The organism is Egibacter rhizosphaerae, assembly GCF_004322855.1.
GTDB classification, from domain to species: domain Bacteria; phylum Actinomycetota; class Nitriliruptoria; order Euzebyales; family Egibacteraceae; genus Egibacter; species Egibacter rhizosphaerae.
On record NZ_CP036402.1, the window covers coordinates 411232 to 428083 of the forward strand.

Sequence of the window (16852 nt, forward strand, 5' to 3'; positions counted from 1 at the left end):
ACACCTCGGAGTTCGACGAGTGCCGGGGAGACGGCTCAGCTCGGCGTGACCTCGCGCAGTTTCCCGGTCGCGACCTCGTAGACCGTGCCCCGCACCCGGTCGGTGTCGGGAAGGAACGGGCTCGCGCGGATTCGCGCGATCGACTGCCGAAGGTTCTCCTCCGGGCTGTCGAACGCCTCGAACGCGAACGGCGGCCGAAACCCGACCTCGTCGGCGATCGCGTCCTTCACGTCGTCGTCGCGGAAGGTGAGCATGCCGCAGTCGGTGTGGCTCACCAGCAGCACCTCTCGGGTGCCGAGCAGGCGCTGCGAGATCGTGAGGGAGCGGATCGCGTCCTCGGTGATCACCCCGCCGGCGTTTCGGATCACGTGCGCATCGCCGAGCCCGAGCCCGAGTGCCCGGTAGACGTCGATGCGGGCATCCATGCAGGCGACCACGGCCAACGCCTGCGACGGGGGCACCGGCAGGTCGGCCGACCCGAACGCGGCCGCGTACTGCTCGTTGTTAGCCAGGCACTGGTCGATCGCGCTCATGGTCGACTCCTCCCGTTGGGGCGGTCGGTGGTCGCGGGACTCACGCGTCCCGCTCGACAGGGACGCCGACGAGCGAGCCGTACTCGGTCCACGAGCCGTCGTAATTGCGGACATTGTCAAGGCCGAGCAACTCGCTCAGCACGAACCAGGTGTGCGACGAGCGCTCTCCGATCCGGCAGTACGCGATCACCTCGCCATCCCCGTCGACACCGGCCCCCTCGTAGAGCTCGCGCAGCTCCTCGATCGGCTTGAACGTGCCGTCCTCGCGCGCGGCTTTCGACCACGGCACGTTCGCGGCGCCCGGGATGTGGCCGGCGACGTAGGGCTGCTCCTGCGGCAGGTGGTCGGGCGCGAGCTTCTGTCCCGAGAACTCCTCGGGCGAGCGCACGTCGACGAACTCGGCTCGGTCGACCGCCCCGATCACGTCGTCGCGCAGCGCGCGCAGCTCCGGTCGCTCCGGCTCGCGGATGCGGAAGTCGGTCTCGGGGAGCGAGGGCACGTCGGTCGTGAGGTCCCGACCTTCGAGCTCCCACTTCTTGCGGCCCCCGTCGAGGAGCGTCACCTGGTCGAATCCCCGGTACTTGAGCAGCCAGTATGCGTACGCGGCGAACCAGTTGTTGTTGCCCCCGTACAGCACAACGGTGGTGTCGTCGTCGACCCCCGCACGGGCCAGCAACGCGGACAGGCCCGGCTGGTCGATATAGTCGCGCTGGACCGGATGGTGCAGGTCCCGCTCCCAGTGCCACGCGATCGCGTTGGGGATGTGGCCGCGCTCGTAGGCGGTCGTGTCCTCGTCGACCTCAACGAGGCGGACCTTCGGATCGTCAAGGTGCTCGGCGAGCCACTCGGTCGTTGCCAGCGCATGCGGATTCGCAAAGCCCATGTCGTGCTCCTTACGTCTCGTCGTGACCGTCGAGGCGCCCACGGCGCCGTGCACCCTGACCCCACACCCGATCGCGGGCGTGGCGGGCGGCGTCGCGGCCGCTACCGGACACCAGCATCGGTCACACGACCCCCCTTCGGCCACACCCGTCACGATGGAAACGGTGCAACGCCACCGCGCTCGTGCGCCCATCGCAGCGCAGGCCGACTTCGACGACGACGCTGGCCCCGGATGCCCCACGTGCTCGAACGGGCCCTCCCGCGGTGACGGCAGGGCGTGCTCTACGCTCCCCTCGCCCTGTCCCACCGACCCTGGCGAGCGCCCGTGCGATCCTGGCGACCCGATCCGACCGGCGGCCCCGACCGCCGCTCGACCGACCGCGCTTCCCGCGAGGTTCCCGCCGTGCCGGGCACCATCGTCGAGGATCGCGCGTCCGGCTTCAGCGGCGAGATCGTCCGCCTCGAACGAGGGTCGGTGGTGCTGCGCGACTGGCGCGACCGCGAGCGCGCCTTCCCCCTGCGGGGGGGCCGCTTCCTCGTCGAGGACCAGCCAGCCACGCTCGTGCGCAGACCCGATCCCGCCGAGCGCCCTGCCGACCAGCGCCACGAGACCGCTTCGGGCGCGCTCGTCGGGCGCTCACAGCAGGCGCGCGTGGCCAGCCCGCACCGCATCTACGTCGAAGGGCTCCACGACGCCGAGCTGCTCGAGAAGGTCTGGGGAGAGGAGTTGCGCGAGGCCGCGGTGGTCGTCGAGCCGATCGGCGGGGCCGACGAGGCGCCCGAGGCCGTCCGCCGTTTCGGTCCCGCTCACGACCGACGGCTCGGCGTGCTGCTCGACCACTTGGTCGCCGGCTCGAAGGAGACCCGCATCGCCGAGCGCATCACGGGCGCGCACGTGCTGGTGACCGGCCATCCCTACGTCGACGTGTGGCAGGGAGTGCGCCCGCGTGCCGTCGGCCTGCGTGCCTGGCCGGAGGTCCCGAAGGGGCAGGATTGGAAGACCGGCATCTGCCGCGCGCTCGGCGAGGAGGAGCCGGCGGCACTGTGGCGCAGGCTGCTGCGCGCCGTCGACTCGATCGCCGACCTCGAGCCGAGCCTCGTCGGCGCGGTCGAACGGCTGCTGGACTTCCTCATCGAGCCGCTCGAACACTAACGCGACGCGCGTCCTCGCACGCCCTGCGGGTCGCTGACGTTGCGTAAACGTCGAGGCGCGTCGAAGCGTCCACGCGGACCCCGCTCGCAGCTCACGGGACGGTCTCGCAGCTCACGGGACGGTCCCGGCCGGCTTCCCCACCACCCGCACGACCTGCAATCTCGTCAGTAGACCCCCCTTTTAACCTCCTCCGGATCACGGTCGAGGACGGTCTTGCTCCCCACAGGCAAACTCCACCATGTCAGCCCAACAAACCGCTATCCCGGCAACCCCTCCTGCGCGTCGCTTCCAACTCGGCGTACCAGCGCCATCCCAGCCGCGACCAACCACGCGATCGAGACCGCGGCCGCGAACCCGTTGGTGTTGCCCGCCCCGGTAATGAGAAGGAAGTTGTCAGGGAGCCAGTCCAGCGGTCCGGAGAAGAACCACTGCAGCCATAGCGATGGCGGCATCAGACCGAAGGTTGCGGAGACGAACATCTCAACCAGCAGGATGATTCGGGACTGTCTCCCATTGCGTCCAACCAAGGCGATCACCAGGAACACGACCACGAGCGCGGCCGACACCAACCATGGCCACACCAGATCCGAATGGGAGATCATTCTCCAAGGCTGAATCGCCAGATGCTGCACATATCCAATCGCGGCAAGCAGCAATAGCAGCACAGCGACTCTGCCGAGCTGCCAGACTACCTTCTTCATTGCAACGGTCCTCGGACCCACTATGCGGGAGACCTTCAAGCCCTGTCAGGCCGATGCCGGCACCCTGCCGGACGCACGCGAGAGCACCGCGACGCAGGGTCAGGGTATGGAAGCGGCTGCTGGGTGTCGACGACCGGACGGTCATCGAGGATGTCGAGTGGGACGACGACGCCGAGACGGTGCCGTGGGCGCGTCACGGCGCGGGGTTCACCCGTGCGTTCGAGGAGCAGGCCGCGTGGCTGGCGACGCACACGTCGAAGAAGGCGGTCACCTGCCTGTTGCGGGTGGCGTGGCGCACCGTCGGCGCGACGATCACCCGCGTGTCCGACGAGCGCGGCGCCAAGATCGACCCGCTCGAGGGGCTGCGCCGCATCGGCATCGACGAGATCTCCCATCGCAAGGGGCAGCGGTATCTCACCGTCGTGGTCGATCACGACTCCGGCCGGCTGATCTGGGCGCGGGCGGGCCGGGATGAGGCCACCGTGGAGGCGTTCTCCGGGCGACCTCGGCGAGCAGCGCGCCGCCCGGCTCCGGCTGATCTCAGCGGGGATGCGGGCAACTGGATCACCAACGTCGTCGACCGGCGCGCGCCAGGCGCGGTCCGCTGCATGGATCCGTTCCACGTGGTGGCCTGGGCCACCGACGCGCTCGACGAGGCGCGCCGCCAGACCTGCAACGACGCGCGCCGCGCCGGGCAGACCACCCACGCACGAGAGCTCAAGGGCGCCCGCTACGCGCTGTGGAAGAGCCCCGGCGACCTCGCCGAGCGCCAGGGCGCCAAGCTCGCCGACATCGCGGCGACCAACCAACGGCTGTGTCGCGCCTACCTGCTCAAAGAGCAGCTACGCCTGGTGTTCCACCAACACACCCCCGAGGCCGCCATCGCGCTGCTCGAGCGCTGGCTCGCCTGGGCAGCCCGCTCGAAGATCCCAGCTTCGTCAAGCTCGCCCGCATCGTCCGCGCGCACAAGACCCGCATCTACGCCGCCGTGGCCCACGGTCTCTCGAACGCGCGGATCGAGAGCGCCAACACCCGCATCCGGCTGCTGACCCGCGTCGCGTTCGGGTTCCACTCGCCCCCACCGCTGATCGCGCTGGCCATGCTCACCCTCGGCGGACTCTGCCCACCCCTGCCCGGCCGAGCCCCCACATGACCCACGAACACGTCAGGAGACCCCTATTTACTCGCTTGTCCTGCCCGTGCTGTCAATGTCGGCACAAGCCATGCCGACTTGACCCCTTGCCGCACGACCTCGACCCGCAGGCTCGCTCAGCTCGACATCGCTGAGCGCCACCGCGAGCGGGACTAAGCGAAGCATCGCTTGAGCCTGCCGTCGCTCGGCGTGCCCTCGCTGATCACCCGGAGGCCCTGGCGTCGGGCTCCCAGCCCGAGAATCGGGAGCGACTCGATCGTCCTGCGTCGATCGCACCAGCACAAGAGACGCCATGGGAACGGATCGACGCCCATCTCCCGGCCCATCGGGGCGCCAGGGTGGGCTAGTGCTCTGTAACGGAGTCGGCTTTCCGGTTGGCTGTGGCGAGGATGTCGTCGGCGGTTTTGGTCCAGGTGAAGGGCTGGCAGCGGTCGTTCCAGCCGTCGATGAAGGTGGCGATGGCGTCGGTGACCTGCCGCACGGAGGTGAACGAGCCGCGGCGGATGGCCTGGCGGGTGATGATCGAGAAGAACGATTCGACCAGGTTCATCCATGAGGAGTGCGTCGGGGTGAAGTGCAGCTGGATCCGCGGGTTCTTGGCCAGCCATGTCTTGACGTCGGCGTGCTTGTGCGCCGAGTAGTTGTCGACGATCACGTGCAGCGGCACCCGCGGGTAGGTCTTGGCGACCTGCTTGAGGAACTGGAGGAACGCTTCGTGGCGGTGGCGGGGGTAGCAGGCGCCGGCCACTTTGCCGGTGGCCACCTCCAGGGCGGCGAACAGGGTGGTGGTGCCGTGCCGGCGGTAGTCGTGGGATTGCCGTTCGGCCTGGCCGGGCTTGAGCGGCAGGATCGGCTGGGTGCGCTCCAACGCCTGGATCTGGGACTTTTCGTCGACGCACAGCACGACCGCGTTCTCCGGCGGGTGCAGGTACAGCCCGACGATGTCGTGCACCTTGGCGACCAGCTCGGGGTCGGTGGGGAACTTAAACGTCTCGGCGCGCCACGGCTGCAGCTGCCATGACTTCCACAGCCGCGTGATCGTGGTGTGCGACACATCGCCCAGGTGGCGGGCCAGCAGCCGCGACGACCAGTGCGTCACCCCCAGATGCGCCGGTGGCGGCGCGAGCGTGGCCGCCAGGATCTCGTCGGTGCGCTGGCGGGTCAGCCTGGGCGGCGCGCCTGAGCGCGGCGCATCGTCCAGCCCAGCCAGCCCGTCCTTGGCGTAGCGGTTGCGCCACAGGGTCACCGTGGGTCGGGAGCACCCCACGCGGGCGGCGAGCTCGCCTGCCGGCAGTCCCTCAGCGGCCAGCAGCACGATCTGGGCCCGCTCCCGATCCCGCACCGACACCGTCCGCGCTGCCACGCGGGACTGCAGGACCCGCCGGTCCTCCTCCGAGACGTCCAGAACCTTCGCATGGTTGGCCATGCCGGCCAGTATCCACCCCCGACCCCCAACAGGAAAGGAACCTACGCAACGAACCACTAGATCACGCCGGCCTGAAGCTACGAGCCCAGCGCGAAACCCGGAAGCCCGGCGCCGTTGCGGTCTCGACATGAGCGACTTCGGTCGAGCCGCCGCCCCATCTCGAGGACCTCCGCCCCCGCACCACCTCGCCGGCGGGGAGGGCGAAGCCGAGGTCGCTGTCGATACGGTTCAGCCCGCGGCGGGGTCCGCGCGCGCCCCGCCCTCCCGGATCGTGGTGGCACGACGGCTGCGAACGACCTCTGTGGCCAGGGCATCGAACGGCTGAGTGAACGGTCCCGGCTGCTCGGCCAACCCGGCGAGCCACGTGGCCGCTTCGCGAAGCCCGTCGCGGTCGAGGTCGTACAAGCGCCGGGTGCCGTACGCGCGGACGGTCACGAGTCCGGCGTCTCGCAGCACCCGCAGGTGCTGCGACACCGCCGGTTGACTGATGGGGTGCTCGGCGGCCAGGGTCACGACCAGCGTGCCGACGGGCTGCTCCCCCTCGGCGAGGAGCTCGAGGATCCGCCTTCGGACCGGGTCGCCCAGCGCAGCGAACGACGCGTCGGTCACTGCGGCGGGACGGTGTAGAAGGCCACGGTGCGCTCGGCTGCCTCCTGCGCGGCCCGCGGGTCGTCGCCGTCGGCGATCGCACAGTCGGCCCAGTCGGCAGCGGCCTGTCGAACGAACGCCACGCCCGGCTCGCTCACCACCCAGTCGTCGGCGTCGGCCGGGTCGACCCCAGCCGCCGAGTCGAGGTGCAAGCCGAGGCCCATGAGCCCGAGGTCCCACCCGATACCGGCGGCGCCGGGCCCGTACTGCGCCCAGAAGTCCGGGTCTACCGGCGCTTCGTGCGCCAGCTCGAGCGTGGCGCCGTCGGCCGACGGCGCCAGCTCGACCTTTAGCCACGACACTTGCCCGGCGAACTCCCAGGTCACCTCGAAGGACCGCGGCGGATCGCACCGCTCAACGGTGCCCTCCGCGTTGCCCTCGAGTTGGTAGCGTCCACCCGGCTGCAGATCGCCGCTGACCGGCAAGAACCAGCGCGGAATGCGCTCGGGATTGGTCACCGCGTCCCAGAGGTCGTCCTGGGTGGTCGCATACGAGCGACGCGCCACCACCACCCGCGTGGCCCGCCCGTCACGGGCGTCGGTGCGGACCTCACGGGTCACCAGTCTCGCCGTACCTTCGGGGTCGATCGCCATCCCGGGCCTCCCTCGTCGCCATCCGGTCGAACTCCATAAGGAGATGGCTATATTAATAGTGGCTTATGCTTGGACCGAAGGCAAGCGCCGAGCCCTTCGTTGACACGAATTCGCCGCCGACCATCACGGGTTCGTGCCAGTTCGCCACCGTCGACTCGCCGGCCTGACCCGCTACGCTCCCTGCCCGGCTACCAGGGAGGCGGGATGTCGACGTCCAAGTCGTCTGCGACGGCGATCGTCGAGGAGCTCGAGGCCCTGCGAGCCGAGGACGAGCTCGCGAAGGTCCGCAAGCGGCTGGCACCCGACGAGCCGGCGTTCGGGGTGCGCATGCGCGACCTGTTCGACGTCGCCAAGGCCCACACCGACCTGCCGCTGGTCGAGGTCGACCAGCTGCTGGATCATCCCGCCTACGAGCCCCGGATGACGGCGATGAGCATCCTGGACTTCCGGGCCCGCCGCCGACTCGACGACGACCAGCGCCGCGAGCTCTACGAGCGCTACCTCGCCCGCCACGACCGGATCACCACCTGGGACATGGTCGATCGTGCCGCGCCCCGCGTCGTCGGCGGCTACCTCGCCGGTCGCTCCCCCACTCCGCTGCACGACCTCGCAGCCTCCCCCGCATCACTCGAGCGACGGACCGCGATCACCGCGCCCCTGCACTTCGTCCGCGCGGGCAGCGACGACGACCTCGCCGCGGGCCTTGCCATCGCCGCGCAACTGGCCGGCGACGAGGATCCGACCGTGCACAAGCCGGTCGGCATCTTCCTCAAACACGCCGGGTCCAGGGATCCCGCCGCCCTCCACCGCTTCCTCACCGAGCACGCGGTAACGATGCCCCGCCCCGCACTCCGCCTCGCCGTCGAGAAGCTCGATCCAACCGACCGCGAGCGATACCTCACGGATGCATCATCGCATCAGTAGTCCTGATGCTATGATGAGCCCGATGCGGACGACCGTGACCCTGGACCCCGACACCGCGCAGATCGTGCGGCGTCGGATGCGCGAGCGCGGGATGACGTTCAAGGAAGCGCTCAACGACGTCATCCGCAGCGGCGCGGGGGATACTGCCGAGGAGTTCCAGACACCGACCGCCTCGCTCGGACGCCCGTCGGTGAACCTCGACCGCGCGCTGCAGGTCGCCGGTGACCTCGAGGACGAGGACCTTGTTCGCAAGGAGCGGGCCGGCTCGTGAAGCTCGTCGACGCGAACGTCCTGCTGTACGCGGTCAACGTGGACGCCGAGCGCCACAAGCCGTCACGACGATGGCTCGACCGAGCCTTGTCCGGGCAGGACACGGTCGCGTTCGCGTGGGTCGTCCTGCTCGCGTTCGTGCGCCTTGCCACCCGCGACGGGCTGTTCCCCTCGCCGTTGACGATCGACGACGCGATGGACCGTGTCGACGGGTGGCTGGCCGCCCCACCGGCCGTCGTGGTGCACCCCACCCTCGAGCACGCGCGACTCGTGCGGGACCTCCTTCGCGGGCTGGGAGCAGGCGGCAACCTCGTCAACGACGCGCACCTCGCGGCGCTGGCGATCGAGCACCGCGGCACGATCGTGTCCTTCGACCACGACTTCGACCGCTTCGAGGGCGTGCGCCGAGAGGCACCCCGGATCTGAGACCAGCGCGCAACCCCAAGCCCCCACGGGTTGTTGCGGCCAACGAGTGCCACGAGGTCACCGAAGCGCGGAGCAGAGTTGGGCCTACGGGCAGGCCGGCCCCTGAAGACGCTCCAGAACGTCCTCGAGGATTATCTCGGCGCCGATCGGTCCGATGCCAATCATCCAGTCGTCGTCGGCGACATCGAACTGGCATCCCGCGCCCACCGCCGGCAGCTGCTCCCACAGGGAGGTGACCTCACCCCGCGTACTCTCCGCGGGATCACCGTACGCCGTCGCGAAGATGACCTCGGCGGTGTCGATCCGGCCGATCTGCTCGGGGCTGATCAGCGCCATCGAGTACTCGTCGTACTCGAGCTCGGGCAGCTCGAACCCCACCTCCCGCAGCACTCTCCCCGAGAACGTCTCGGGTCCGTAGACACGCGTCTCGTCGGGTAGGAACCGCACAACGGCAGCTTCGGCCCCTTCCGCGCCGACTGTCTCGCCGACCGAGGCCGCGTGTGCTTCGTAATCGTCGAGGATCTCCTCGCCGGCCTCAGCCCGACCGAGCGTGTCGGCGACGAGCTGGAAGTCGTCCTGCCATGTGGTGCCCGACGACTGGGTGAACACGGTCGGCGCGATGGCTTCGAGTTCGTCCCGTAGGCCCTCGTGGCGCACGGTGGCGGTGAGGATGAGGTCCGGCTCGAGTTCCACGATGGCCTCGAGGTCGGGCTCTTCGATCGTGCCGACGGGAACGACCGACTCGGCCTGGTCGTCGAGGTAGGCGGGCAACCCCTCCCCCGCGAACACTTCGACCGCGCCCACGGGGTCCACCCCCAGGGAGAGGGCGGCGTCGAGGTGCGGGGAGTCCAGTGCCACGACGCGCTCCGGCTCGGCGGGCACCTCGGCCTCGCCGAGGTCGTGAGCCACGGTGCGGGTGTCGCCGTCCCCGCCGTCCTCCGGCTCCGACGTCGCCTCCCCGCTCTCGTCGGGAGGCTCCTCCTGCTGCCCGTCCTCCGCGGACTCCTCCGCGTCGTCGCCGTCGGGGGCGGCCTCCGGGTCAGGTTCCGCATCTCCGCCCTCGGTGCTGCCGCACGCCACGAGCAACGCGGCCACTACGGCCACCAACCCGATCAATCGCAAGGTCGCGTGTGTCACGCATCCTCCAGTCCTCGGCTGATATTAGGTAAAGCTAACCTTATCAATTTCCGGTCTCGAGGCGGACCGCACCCGCGCCGCGGTCAGCATCGGACCGTCCCCGTCGTCCGGCCGATCGGGCCTCGCTGTACGGCACACACAGCGGTGTGCCGGTGACCGGGTCCTCGATGACGCGGGCGGACACCCCGAACACCTCGCCGATCGTCTCGGGGGTGAGGATCTCGGCCGGGGCGCCGCTGGTGTGGACGCGCCCGCCGCGCATCGCGACGAGGTGGTGCGCGTAGCGGGAGGCCTCGTTGAGGTCGTGCAGCACCATGACGACCGTGCGTCCCTGCCGCTCGTTCAGCTCGGCGAGCAGGTCCAGCACCTCGACCTGGTGTGCGAGGTCGAGGAAGGTGGTCGGCTCGTCGAGCAGGAGGATGGGCGTCTCCTGCGCGAGCGCCATCGCGATCCACGCGCGCTGACGCTGGCCACCGGAGAGCTCGTCGACGGGCCGGTCGCGCAGGTCGTCGACCCCGCTCAGCGCCAACGCAGCGTCCACCGCCCGCTCGTCCTCGTAGGACCACTGCTGGAACCAGCGCTGGTGAGGGAACCGGCCACGGGCGACCAGGTCCTCCACGGTCAGCCCTTCGGGGGCCTGGGGCGCCTGGGGCAGCAGGCCGACACGCATGGCGACGACCCTCGTCGGCAGTCGCGCGATCGACTGGCCGTCGAGGTGTACCGCCCCATGGCGCGGACGCAGCAGGCGCGCGAGACCGCGCAGCAGGGTGGACTTGCCGCAGGCGTTCGGACCGCAGATGACCGTGATGCGCCCCTCGGGGACCTCGAGCGACAGGTCGCGCACGACGGTCTCGGTGTCGTACGCCAGCTCGAGGTGCTCCGCCCACAACCCACTCGAGCCGTGGCTCGGACGGTCCGCGACCCAGTCCTCGCTACGCGGGGAGAGCGTGGTCGCGGGCGTCTCGGTGCGTCGGCGCATCGGCTGGACCTCCATCACAGAGCAGCACGGTTCGTGCGATACAGCAACAACAGGAAGTAGGGAGCCCCGGCCGCAGCGGTCACCACACCCACCGGCAGGCTCGTCGGGAGCGCGTGCTGGGCGGCGAGGTCGGAGAGTCCGACCAACCCGCCGCCGAGCAGGGCGGACAGGACCAGCACGCCCCGCGTCAGAGGCCCGGCGAGCCAACGAGCGAGGTGTGGCGTGGCCAGGGCGACGAAGCCGATCGGGCCACTCGCGGCCACGGCGACGGCAGCGAGTCCCGCGCCGACGCCCAGGAGGCCCGCACGGGCGGGCTCGACCCGGGCGCCGAGCGCGCGGGCTGCGTCGTCGCCGAGCTCGAGCGCCCCGAGCTGGCGCGTGAGCCATACCCCCAAGGGCAGCAGCACCGCGACACCGACCCCCACGAGCGCGACCTCGTCCCAGCCGGTGCCGTGCAGCGTGCCGGTCTGCCATCGCACCGCGGACGAGACCCGCTCGACCGGGAACCGGACGATCAGGAGCGTCGTGAGTGCGGTCAGGGCGGCGTTCACGCCGATGCCGACGAGCACGAGCCGATGGCCGCTGATCCCCCGGCGCCACGTGAGACCGTAGATCGCGAACGCTGTACCCACCGCCCCCGCCAGCGCCGCCACCGGCAGCCACACCACCGCTTGGGCGGTCACGATCGTGAGGACCGCGAGCACTCCCGCGCCGGCGTTGACCCCGATGACGTCGGGCGCGACGAGAGGATTGCGGACGAGTCCCTGGAAGATCGCGCCGCTCGCTGCGAGGGCCCCGCCGACCAGGACCGCGGCAAGGGCACGGGGCAACCGCAGGGCGCGCACGACGAACGCCTCCGCCTCCGGGGTCTCCTCGGCGCCGGCCAGCGCGCTGAGCGCCCCGCCGGGGCCGAGCTCGACCTCGCCGAGCAGCAGCGCCGCGACCGTCGTAGCCATGACCAGGGCGAATGCGACGATGCCCGCACCGACCGTGCGTGGACTGATCCGGGTCGACAGCGCCACGGCCGGCAACCGCACCGTGACCCGTTGCGACCGGGACCCGGTCGCCCCGCGAGTGTGGGGGCGGGGCAGCAGTTCGGGCATCGCGTCGCGCCTCAAACGCTCGGGAGCGATCGACGGCGGGCGAGCGCGACGAGGAACGGCGCCCCCAACAGGGCGGTGACGATGCCGACCTGCAGCTCGCTCGGGCGGGCCACCACCCGACCAAGGACGTCCGCAGCGAGGAGGAGCGTCGGGCCGAGGACGACCGCGTACGCCTGCACCCAGCGGTAGTCGGGTCCGGTGAGCACGCGGGCGATGTGCGGAACCGCGAGGCCGACGAAGGCGATCGGACCGGCTACCGCGACCGCCGACCCGGCGAGGAGGACGACCACGCCGAGACACGCGACCCGGACACTGCCGGTCCGTTGTCCGAGCGCGCGAGCCACGTCGTCACCAAGGGCGAGCGCGTTCAACTGCCGGGCGAGCAGCAGGGCGAGCACGATCCCGGCCAGCATGAGCGGCGCAACCTGCCACAGGAGCTCCGGCTCGCCGCCGGCGAGCGAGCCAGCGAGCCAGAACCGCACCTGGTCGAGGGTGCGACGGTCGAGGACCAGGGCGGCCGAGGTCCACGACTCGAGCAGCGCGGTCGTCACCAGACCGGCGAGCGCGAGCTTGATCGGCGTCGCGCCCGACCTCCCGGCCGCACCGATCACGTACACGAGCAGGGCCGCCGTCAAGGCGCCGGCGAGCGCCACCCACACCGAGCTCCTCGGGGTCACGGCCCCGGCGACGTGGACCGTGGTGACGACGGCGACCGCGGCGCCGGCGTTCACACCGAGGATGCCGGGACCGGCGAGCGGGTTGCGGGTCGCCGCCTGCATGATCGCACCAGCCACGGCGAGGCTCGCGCCCGCCCCGAGACCGATCATCGTGCGGGGTAGCCGCATGCGCCGGACGATGAGGTGCTCACTCGAGCCGTCGAAGTCGAGCAAAGCGCCCAGCGCGGCCTCAGTCGACAGGGCGACCGACCCGAACCGCAGGCTCGCCAGCACCGCGACGGCGAGCCCCACCGCCAGGACGAGCAAGCCCACGGCACGCCAACCGTGACCCCCCGCCCCGCGCAGCCTGGCCCCCCGGTGCGCCACGTCGGGTTGCCGAGGCGGCACCGGGGGCGTCACGCGACATCAGCCGCGGCGGCCGCCTCGACGTGGCGCACCAATCGCGCCACCCACCGGCCCGTCGAAGCGGTCGCCCCGCTCCCGCAGCTGCCGACACCCGGCACCCCCTCGTCGACCAGCGCCAGCGCGACCTCGAATCGTCCCACCGAGCTGGCCAGTTGCACGACCGACTGCCCGTCGCTCTCGGCGACGTCCTCGACGCTCACGTCGGTGAGTCCCGTGAGGCCGGTCGCCCGCCGGATCTGGTATTCGGCGACCTGGGCGGCGGGCGACAGGCTCGTGCGGCCCCGCAGGTTCGGCAGGTGCACCTCCCCGGCGTCGGCGCAGCGGGCCAGCGCCAGCGCGTCGGTTGGTCCGACGCGCCCGTAGCAGAGCCCGTAGGGGAAAACGAGTGCGTTCGCCGCGAAGCGGTCGCCACCGAGGTGCGTCGTCTCCCACACGCGCCCCGCGAGCGCAACCGAGAGCGCCCGCAAGGCGGGTCGGCCGAACTCGGCGCAGCAGGGGTCCTTCTTCCCGTGGGTGCACACCGTGAGGAACGGCTCGTACACGGGTTTCCCAAAGCCGACGGGCGCCCCCCGAGCCAGGGCCTCGAGGTCGACGTCGAGCAGCTCCTGCTCGCTCCCCAGCCGACGCGCCTCGACCCAAGGATTCGTCCCCGAGGTCCACGCCAGCAGGGCGAGGGGTCGCGTCACCCGGGGCCGCTCCGCGCTGCGGATGAGCTGGACACGCACGCCGGGAGCGCGCCGTCGCGCCTCGGCGAGAACACCCGGGTCCACGACCCCGTCAGGCGCCGTCGCCGGCCAGGGGCCGTTGTGCTCGAGGAGGATCCACGCTTCGACCTGACCTCCCCGCCCGACCATCGACTCGCCAGCGTCAACCGAGGTGGTGGCGCACGAGTCGCGGCGACGACTCTCCCTCGCCGGGGTCGACTCCGGACTCGGTGTCGGGGCCGGAGTCGCCGTCGAGGGTTCGGCGTTCAGGGACACACACACTCCTGTCGCGGATCGGGAACGCCGCACCCCACGGCGCCGATCCGCTAAGGTATACCTTACCGAAGTAAATGCAAGCCGTGCCCTCCGGCCCAGTCAAGCGGCGTCGTCGTCTACAGGTAGCGCTCGGAGACGACTCGCACGAACTCCCGCAGCGCTGCGAGACGAGCGAGCTGCGCGACCACGTGCTCGTCCACCACCTCGGTGTAGCGGTGCACGAGCACGTTGCGGAACCCGACCGCGCGGGCCACCTCGTCGGCGAGCTCCCGCGGCAACACGCCATGCTCGGCGAGCTCGCGCACGGCGTCCGCGTTGGTCGCGGGGCTACGCAGGCCCTCGGTGGCGCAGATGTGATGGGCCGCGTCCACCACCGCCTCGATCGTGGTGATGAACCGATACTTCACGTGATCGAGCCGCACGTCGTCGGCGAGCACGTCCTCGGGCGCCGCCGAGGCATGCGGCTCCAAGCGGCCCACGTCGTCGCTCACGCTGCGCAGCAGCCGGGCGAGCCGTTCGGGGTCAACCACCGCGCCACGCCTCGGCAAAGTCCGCTCGCGCCTGCTCTACCCGGAAACGCTCATCGAGGTAGACCTTGCGGGTCATGGCCTGCCACTCGACCCGACGCGCCGCGTCGGCCTCGGCCAGCAGGCGGCCATGCAACGCCACCCGCCCGGCCAGCTCCAGCGGCGCCCGATCGAGCACCAGCAGATCGACCCCCGCCGGCAGACGCGATCGAAGTTCCGCCTCGTCGACCTCGCCATCGAAGAGCGCCGCGACATCGACGTCCGAGTCCGCCCGCTCGGTCCCCTCGGCTCGGCTGCCGTGCAAGAACACGAACAGCGCTCCGGCCGCGCGCAACAACCTCACGGCCGCGTCGAGCGACGTGTCCTCGGAGCGAGCGGTGGGCGTCATGGCCGCATCGTGCCACGCCGCACCCGGTGTCGACGGCACTGACGCCCACCGCCCTCGTCAGCGGCGTGCGCATCGGGTCTCGACCATCGGGGGCATGAGCGTCCGGGCCCCTGGCTCGGTCGCCAACCCGGACTCGAACCCGCGCTCAAGGCCGCGCTCAGCGGTCGGTGACCCGTTCGTAGCTGCGGCGCGCCCACAGGTAGCTGGCGAGCGCGATCCCGAGCGACCAGGCGATCGTCACCACGGCGCTGTTGCCGATCGGGGCGTCGGTGAGCAGCCCGCGGAACAGGTCGATCATGGGGGTGAAGGGCTGGTACTCGGCGAACCAGCGCATCCCGGTGGGCATCGACTCGACCGGTACGAACCCGCTGCCGAGGAACGGGAGCAGCATCAGCGGCATCGGGAGGTTGCTGGCGCTCTCGACGCTCTTGGCGACCAGACCCAACGCGACCGATAGCCAGGTCATGGCCAGCGCGATGAGGGCGCTCACGCCGGCGACGGCCAGCCACTCCAACGGCCCCGCGGTGGGGCGGAACCCGAGCAGGACCGCCAGTCCCGCCACGACCGCGACGACCGCGACCGCCTGGAGGACGCCGACGACGACGTGTCCGGTGAGCACCGATCCACGGGCGATCGACATGGTGCGGAACCGGGAGATGATGCCCTCGGTCATGTCCATCGTCACGGCGATCGCGGTGTTCGTGGCACCACCGGCGATGGCGATCAACAGGATGCCCGGGGTGACGAAGGCGAGGTAGGCGGAACGCCCGCCCTCGGGCACGCCGAGCCCATCACCCATCGTGCCGCCGAGGACGTACACGAAGAGCAGCAGGAGGACGACGGGGACGGCCAGCTGGTAGACGATCAGCGACAGCCGGACCTGGCGGCGCAGGTTGCGCCGCGCCATCGTGGTCGAGTCGCGCAGGGTGCGGGCCATGGTGCTCATGACTCGTTCTCCGTGGTCGGTGCGGCGGACGCGGGCTCGGAGCCGGCTGTCGCGGTCGGGTGCCCGGTCAGGGTGAGGAAGACGTCGTCGAGATCGGGGTGGTGCACCGACCACGAGGCGACGTCGACCGCGGCCGCGTCGAGCTCGTGGAGGAGCCCACGCAGCGTCTGCAGGCTGCCGTCGCCGGGCACGCGCAGCGCGAGCGCCGCCTCGTCGCGCACGGCTGCGTCAAGACGGGTCGCGGCCGCCTCGAGGTCGTCGACGTTGGCGAACTCGAGTTGGACGTGCCCGCCGGGCAGGCGACGCTTGAGCTCGTCGGGGCTGCCCTCGGCCACGACCGTCCCACGGTCGAGCACGACGATGCGGTCGGCGAGCTGGTCGGCCTCCTCCATGTACTGGGTGGTGAGAAAGACCGTGACCCCGTCGGCGACGAGCTCGCGGACGATCTCCCACAGGCCACGGCGGCTGCGGGGATCGAGGCCGGTGGTCGGCTCGTCCAGGAAGATCAGCCGTGGCCGACCGACCAACGTCATGGCGAGGTCGAGCCGTCGCCGCATCCCGCCGGAGTAGGTGTGCACCGGCGTGTCGGCGGCGTCCACGAGGTCGAAGCGCTCCAGCAGTCCGGCGACGCGTCGACGCCCCGCATCCCGTGGAAGGTGGTGCAGATCGGCCATGAGCCGCAGGTTCTCGCGGCCCGTGAACACCTCGTCGACGGCGGAGAACTGGCCGGTCAGACCGATCGCCGCGCGAACCTCGTCGGGCTCGGCGGTCAGGTCGTGACCGAAGACCTCGACGTGGCCCTGATCGGCGCCGACCAGCGTGGACAGAATGTTCACGATCGTGGTCTTGCCGGCCCCGTTCGGGCCGAGCAGCGCGGACACGGTCCCCTCGGCGACGTGCAGGTCGATGCCGTCGAGGACGAGGTGGTCGCCGTAGGACTTGCACAGGCCGGTGGCGGCGATCGCTGGCGGGTTGGGTGCGATGGGCATGGGGGTTCCTCC

General features: G+C 70.9%; 19 protein-coding genes and 1 pseudogene. 5 read left to right on the forward strand and 15 right to left on the reverse strand.

The features are described from left to right. Positions 1–35: 35 nt before the first annotated feature. Both ER308_RS01880 and ER308_RS01885 read right to left on the reverse strand, forming a co-directional pair. Entirely contained in the window at positions 36–533 is a 498-nt protein-coding gene (locus tag ER308_RS01880) for a beta-class carbonic anhydrase (RefSeq protein WP_131153436.1), read from the reverse strand. A 40-nt stretch (positions 534–573) separates the two neighbouring features. Continuing rightward, positions 574–1416, reverse strand: coding sequence for a sulfurtransferase (locus tag ER308_RS01885; RefSeq protein WP_131153437.1), 843 nt, complete (start codon positions 1414–1416; stop codon positions 574–576). Positions 1417–1818: 402 nt separating this feature from the next. On the opposite strand from ER308_RS01885, the gene ER308_RS01890 reads away from it, so the two are divergent. Continuing rightward, on the forward strand, positions 1819–2568 hold the full coding sequence (locus ER308_RS01890) for a DUF3097 family protein (protein WP_205745840.1): 750 nt from the start codon (positions 1819–1821) through the stop codon (positions 2566–2568). Positions 2569–2825: 257 nt separating this feature from the next. On the opposite strand, the gene ER308_RS01895 is transcribed toward ER308_RS01890, so the two are convergent. Further along, positions 2826–3269, reverse strand: a complete 444-nt coding sequence (locus ER308_RS01895; RefSeq protein WP_131153439.1) for a hypothetical protein — start codon at positions 3267–3269, stop codon at positions 2826–2828. Positions 3270–3322: 53 nt separating this feature from the next. Here ER308_RS01895 and ER308_RS01900 point away from each other — a divergent pair. Beyond that, positions 3323–4422 (forward strand): annotated as a pseudogene (locus ER308_RS01900) (ISL3 family transposase). A gap of 343 nt (positions 4423–4765) precedes the next feature. Here the strand turns inward: ER308_RS01900 and ER308_RS01905 are convergent. The 3 genes from ER308_RS01905 to ER308_RS01915 all read right to left on the reverse strand — a co-directional run bounded on the left by ER308_RS01905 (position 4766) and on the right by ER308_RS01915 (position 7089). After that, positions 4766–5848 (reverse strand): IS630 family transposase, encoded by a 1083-nt coding sequence (locus tag ER308_RS01905; protein ID WP_131153440.1) that lies wholly within the window; start codon positions 5846–5848, stop codon positions 4766–4768. 228 nt (positions 5849–6076) lie between these two features. Next, positions 6077–6457: an ArsR/SmtB family transcription factor gene (locus ER308_RS01910; protein WP_131153441.1), complete on the reverse strand. Its 381-nt coding sequence runs from the start codon at positions 6455–6457 to the stop codon at positions 6077–6079. Then, on the reverse strand, positions 6454–7089 hold the full coding sequence (locus tag ER308_RS01915) for an SRPBCC family protein (RefSeq protein WP_131153442.1): 636 nt from the start codon (positions 7087–7089) through the stop codon (positions 6454–6456). Before ER308_RS01915 ends, ER308_RS01910 begins: the two co-directional genes overlap by 4 nt. Positions 7090–7293: 204 nt before the next feature. On the opposite strand from ER308_RS01915, the gene ER308_RS01920 reads away from it, so the two are divergent. The 3 genes from ER308_RS01920 to ER308_RS01930 are packed head-to-tail and all read left to right on the forward strand — an operon-like array spanning position 7294 to position 8709. Further along, a complete protein-coding gene (locus ER308_RS01920) occupies positions 7294–8013 on the forward strand; it encodes a DNA alkylation repair protein (RefSeq protein WP_131153443.1) in 720 nt (239 codons plus the stop codon). A 22-nt stretch (positions 8014–8035) separates the two neighbouring features. Then, on the forward strand, positions 8036–8284 hold the full coding sequence (locus ER308_RS01925) for an antitoxin (protein ID WP_131153444.1): 249 nt from the start codon (positions 8036–8038) through the stop codon (positions 8282–8284). Next, the gene (locus ER308_RS01930; RefSeq protein WP_131153445.1) at positions 8281–8709 is read left to right on the forward strand and encodes a type II toxin-antitoxin system VapC family toxin; all 429 of its coding nucleotides are present in this window, start codon (positions 8281–8283) and stop codon (positions 8707–8709) included. The genes ER308_RS01925 and ER308_RS01930 overlap by 4 nt, the downstream gene beginning before the upstream one ends. Before the next feature lie 84 nt (positions 8710–8793). Here ER308_RS01930 and ER308_RS01935 read toward each other — a convergent pair whose 3' ends face one another. The 9 genes from ER308_RS01935 to ER308_RS01975 form a co-directional block, all read right to left on the reverse strand. Continuing rightward, on the reverse strand, positions 8794–9846 hold the full coding sequence (locus tag ER308_RS01935) for an ABC transporter substrate-binding protein (RefSeq protein WP_205745841.1): 1053 nt from the start codon (positions 9844–9846) through the stop codon (positions 8794–8796). A gap of 43 nt (positions 9847–9889) precedes the next feature. Further along, positions 9890–10825, reverse strand: coding sequence for an ABC transporter ATP-binding protein (locus ER308_RS01940; RefSeq protein ID WP_131153446.1), 936 nt, complete (start codon positions 10823–10825; stop codon positions 9890–9892). Positions 10826–10839: 14 nt separating this feature from the next. Beyond that, positions 10840–11928: a FecCD family ABC transporter permease gene (locus tag ER308_RS01945; RefSeq protein ID WP_131153447.1), complete on the reverse strand. Its 1089-nt coding sequence runs from the start codon at positions 11926–11928 to the stop codon at positions 10840–10842. 11 nt (positions 11929–11939) lie between these two features. Then, complete coding sequence (locus ER308_RS01950; protein ID WP_205745842.1) at positions 11940–12917, reverse strand: FecCD family ABC transporter permease; 978 nt, start codon at positions 12915–12917, stop codon at positions 11940–11942. A gap of 83 nt (positions 12918–13000) precedes the next feature. Next, positions 13001–13864 carry a sucrase ferredoxin gene (locus ER308_RS01955; RefSeq protein WP_131153448.1) on the reverse strand — a complete coding sequence of 288 codons (864 nt, stop codon included), beginning with the start codon at positions 13862–13864 and terminating at the stop codon, positions 13001–13003. Between the two features lie 242 nt (positions 13865–14106). Next, positions 14107–14520 (reverse strand): type VII toxin-antitoxin system HepT family RNase toxin, encoded by a 414-nt coding sequence (gene hepT / locus ER308_RS01960; RefSeq protein ID WP_131153449.1) that lies wholly within the window; start codon positions 14518–14520, stop codon positions 14107–14109. Beyond that, complete coding sequence (gene mntA / locus ER308_RS01965; RefSeq protein ID WP_131153450.1) at positions 14513–14905, reverse strand: type VII toxin-antitoxin system MntA family adenylyltransferase antitoxin; 393 nt, start codon at positions 14903–14905, stop codon at positions 14513–14515. The genes hepT and mntA overlap by 8 nt, the downstream gene beginning before the upstream one ends. A gap of 157 nt (positions 14906–15062) precedes the next feature. After that, a complete protein-coding gene (locus ER308_RS01970) occupies positions 15063–15851 on the reverse strand; it encodes an ABC transporter permease (RefSeq protein ID WP_131153451.1) in 789 nt (262 codons plus the stop codon). Then, a complete protein-coding gene (locus ER308_RS01975; RefSeq protein WP_131153452.1) occupies positions 15848–16840 on the reverse strand; it encodes an ATP-binding cassette domain-containing protein in 993 nt (330 codons plus the stop codon). The genes ER308_RS01970 and ER308_RS01975 overlap by 4 nt, the downstream gene beginning before the upstream one ends. Positions 16841–16852 lie beyond the last annotated feature (12 nt).